Source organism: Acinetobacter sp. AS5 (assembly GCF_048957595.1).
Classification (GTDB): Bacteria; Pseudomonadota; Gammaproteobacteria; order Pseudomonadales; family Moraxellaceae; genus Acinetobacter.
The window spans coordinates 1-2,552 of record NZ_JARDAL010000112.1 but is presented as its reverse complement, the minus strand read 5'-3'; the positions used below and the strand labels follow the sequence as shown (position 1 = coordinate 2,552).

The following is a 2,552-nucleotide window of genomic DNA, read 5'->3' as shown; positions in this document are numbered from 1 at the left end:
GTAAGCGTCCGCTGAATCCCATGCCTATTTTTTAATTTTGGTCGGATTTCCAGCGGTGTGGCAGTAATTCTTCTATTTGGGTGACTTTATGCGTCGGCAGCCTTTTCAGCACATCACTTAAATAGGCATACGGATCCAGTCCATTCAGCTTTGCTGACTGGATTAAAGTCATGATATTGGCAGCTCGTTGGCCGCTGCGCAGCGAGCCAGCAAACAGCCAGTTCTTACGTCCCAACGCCCAGGGGCGCATCTGATTTTCAATCCAGTTATTATCTATAGGCAAATTACCATCATCCAGATAGCGGCAGAGTGCCTGCCAACGTTTTAGGCTGTAATTGATCGCCTTGGCAGTTGGAGAACTCGATGGCACCGTCAGATAATGTTGGTTGAGCCATTCATACAGTTGTTGCATCACCGGTTGACTATGCTTTTGCCGATATTCGCGGCGATGTTCTGCTGTACCATCGGTCTTTTTCCTGAGTTCTGCTTCTATGGCATACAGTTTCTGAATCAGCACTAATGCCTGTTCAGCGATCTGACTTTTCCCGGTCACATGCAGTTCATGAAATTTACGACGTGCATGTGCCATGCAGCCCACCTCAATGACATCGCCTGATTTAAAGCGTGCTTTATAACCACTGTAATCATCACAGACCAGATGGCCCTGCCAGCCATTCAGGAACTCTTCTGCATGCTGACCTGAACGGCTATCCTGAAAGTCATAGATCACCGCTTGAACTGGATTGTACTGTGTGGTGGCATAGGCCCAGACATAACCTTTCTTCGGTTTTTTCTCATTCTCACCCATCCGCATAATGGTGACCGGCGTTTCATCGGCATGGATCACCCGCTGTTGCAGCACCACCTGTTTTAAGGCATTGGCCAGAGGTTCCAGTTCCACACCGCAGCGACCAATCCAGTCAGATAACGTGGATCTGGACAGATCAATGCCCGCCCGCTGATAGATCAGGCGCTGACGGTACAGCGGCAAATGATCGGCATACTTCGATACCAGCACATGGCTGAGCAGTTCAGGACTGGCAATACCTTTATCAATCACATAGGCGGGCATCGCTTGCTGAGTCAGGGTGTCACACTGATCACAGACCCATTTGCCACGTACATGCTGTTCCTTATAGAACTGTGCCGGTCTGAAATGCAGTTTTTCACTGATATCTTCGCCGATACGACGTAACTGGCAGCCACAACTGCATTGGGTTGATGCAGGTTCATGCTCAATACGGATGGTGTGTAGATGATCTGGCAGCAGTCGACGTTTAGGTTTGTTGACTGTGGCTTTCTGTGTCGCTGCATCGGTTTTATCTGCATTTAATCGTTCTAATTCCAGATCAACGGCTGCGATATCTTCTTCGACCGCTTCGTCCCATAGATGGATTTGTTTTGCGGTGAGATGTTCGTTTTTACTGCCGAATTTATGCTTTTTAAACAGCGCCAGTTCATGCTCGTATTTTTGATTGAGAATAGAAAGATGCTGAACTTTGGCATCCAATTGCTGGTTTGATTTTTCTAATTCTTGATTTGATTGTGCCAGAGACTGATGCTGCATCGCCAACTGCCGGGTAAATTCCAGCAGTTGTTCATGGGTCAGTTGGCTTAAATCAGGCAGCATTTTCATGACCGCAGTATGCCTGAGGTCATGACGCAGAGGAAATAGAACGTTTGGAGAATAGCAGAATGTAGCAGCCTAGTTTAGAGCATTGTTACCACTTGCTGTCGTCCAATGCGCAGCCAGGGCAAACCCTGAATTAGTGCCTGTAACTGTTCTGGACTGAGAGCTACGTTTTCACCCTGGTGAACTTTAGCCCAGTGGAATTTTCCCTGTTCCAGCCGCCTGGCACACAGCCAGATGCCCAGTCCATCATGTACCAGCACTTTCATACGATGGCCACGTTTATTACAGAACAGGTAGGCGCAATGCGGTTTGATTGAGCCAAAGGCTTTCATAATCTGCGCCATGGCCGTATCCATACCCGCACGCATGTCCATGGGCTGGGTAGACAACCAGATTTCATCGATACGGATCATTTGATCAAGCCCTGAAGTAAAAGCAGTAATTCAGTTGCAGACTCCACCGGCCATTCGATTTCGATCATCTGATCCCTTACGGAACCTTGTTCATCATGTAATGGAATCCTGATATGAGCGGTAGCTTTCTTCTCTGGCACAGGTGGCGGAGGTGCTTCTTGTTTGACTGGCGTCGGGTGAAGAATGACGGGAAGGAAGTCGGTCTGTGGAATGGATGAGATTGTTAATGATGGAACCATTGATCTGGACTGACGAATCCATTTATGCAACAGATTGGCATTGATCTGATGTTGCATTGCGACCTTAGCCACCGATGTATCTGGCTGCTGGCATTGCTGAATAAGTTGATGTTTAAATTCAGCCGTGAAGGTTCGACGGGGCTTTTTTAGCGTTGGTGCAGTGTCTATAACTGTCTTTAAATCCATAAATAGGTGTCCACTTAAATTTTAGTGGACACTATCGCGGTATTAATGAGTTAGAAAAAGTGGGGCTCAGCGGACGCTTAC

At 47.6% G+C, this 2,552-nt stretch carries 3 protein-coding genes; all 3 read right to left on the bottom strand.

Annotated features, from left to right (window positions below):
- Positions 1-31 precede the first annotated feature (31 nt).
- Positions 32-1,636, bottom strand: coding sequence for an IS66 family transposase (gene tnpC, locus PV763_RS17300; protein ID WP_420938269.1), 1,605 nt, complete (start codon positions 1,634-1,636; stop codon positions 32-34).
- A gap of 74 nt (positions 1,637-1,710) precedes the next feature.
- Positions 1,711-2,046 carry an IS66 family insertion sequence element accessory protein TnpB gene (tnpB, locus tag PV763_RS17295; protein WP_174894362.1) on the bottom strand — a complete coding sequence of 112 codons (336 nt, stop codon included), beginning with the start codon at positions 2,044-2,046 and terminating at the stop codon, positions 1,711-1,713.
- Positions 2,043-2,471 carry an IS66-like element accessory protein TnpA gene (gene tnpA, locus PV763_RS17290; RefSeq protein WP_004783683.1) on the bottom strand — a complete coding sequence of 143 codons (429 nt, stop codon included), beginning with the start codon at positions 2,469-2,471 and terminating at the stop codon, positions 2,043-2,045. Before tnpA ends, tnpB begins: the two co-directional genes overlap by 4 nt.
- Positions 2,472-2,552: the final 81 nt, after the last annotated feature.

Excerpts from the sequence above, each read along its gene's own strand:
- tnpA (WP_004783683.1), bottom strand. The coding sequence starts at position 2,471 with ATGGATTTAAAGACAGTTATAGACACTGCACCAACGCTAAAAAAGCCC.
- tnpB (WP_174894362.1), bottom strand. The coding sequence starts at position 2,046 with ATGATCCGTATCGATGAAATCTGGTTGTCTACCCAGCCCATGGACATG.
- tnpC (WP_420938269.1), bottom strand. The coding sequence starts at position 1,636 with ATGAAAATGCTGCCTGATTTAAGCCAACTGACCCATGAACAACTGCTG.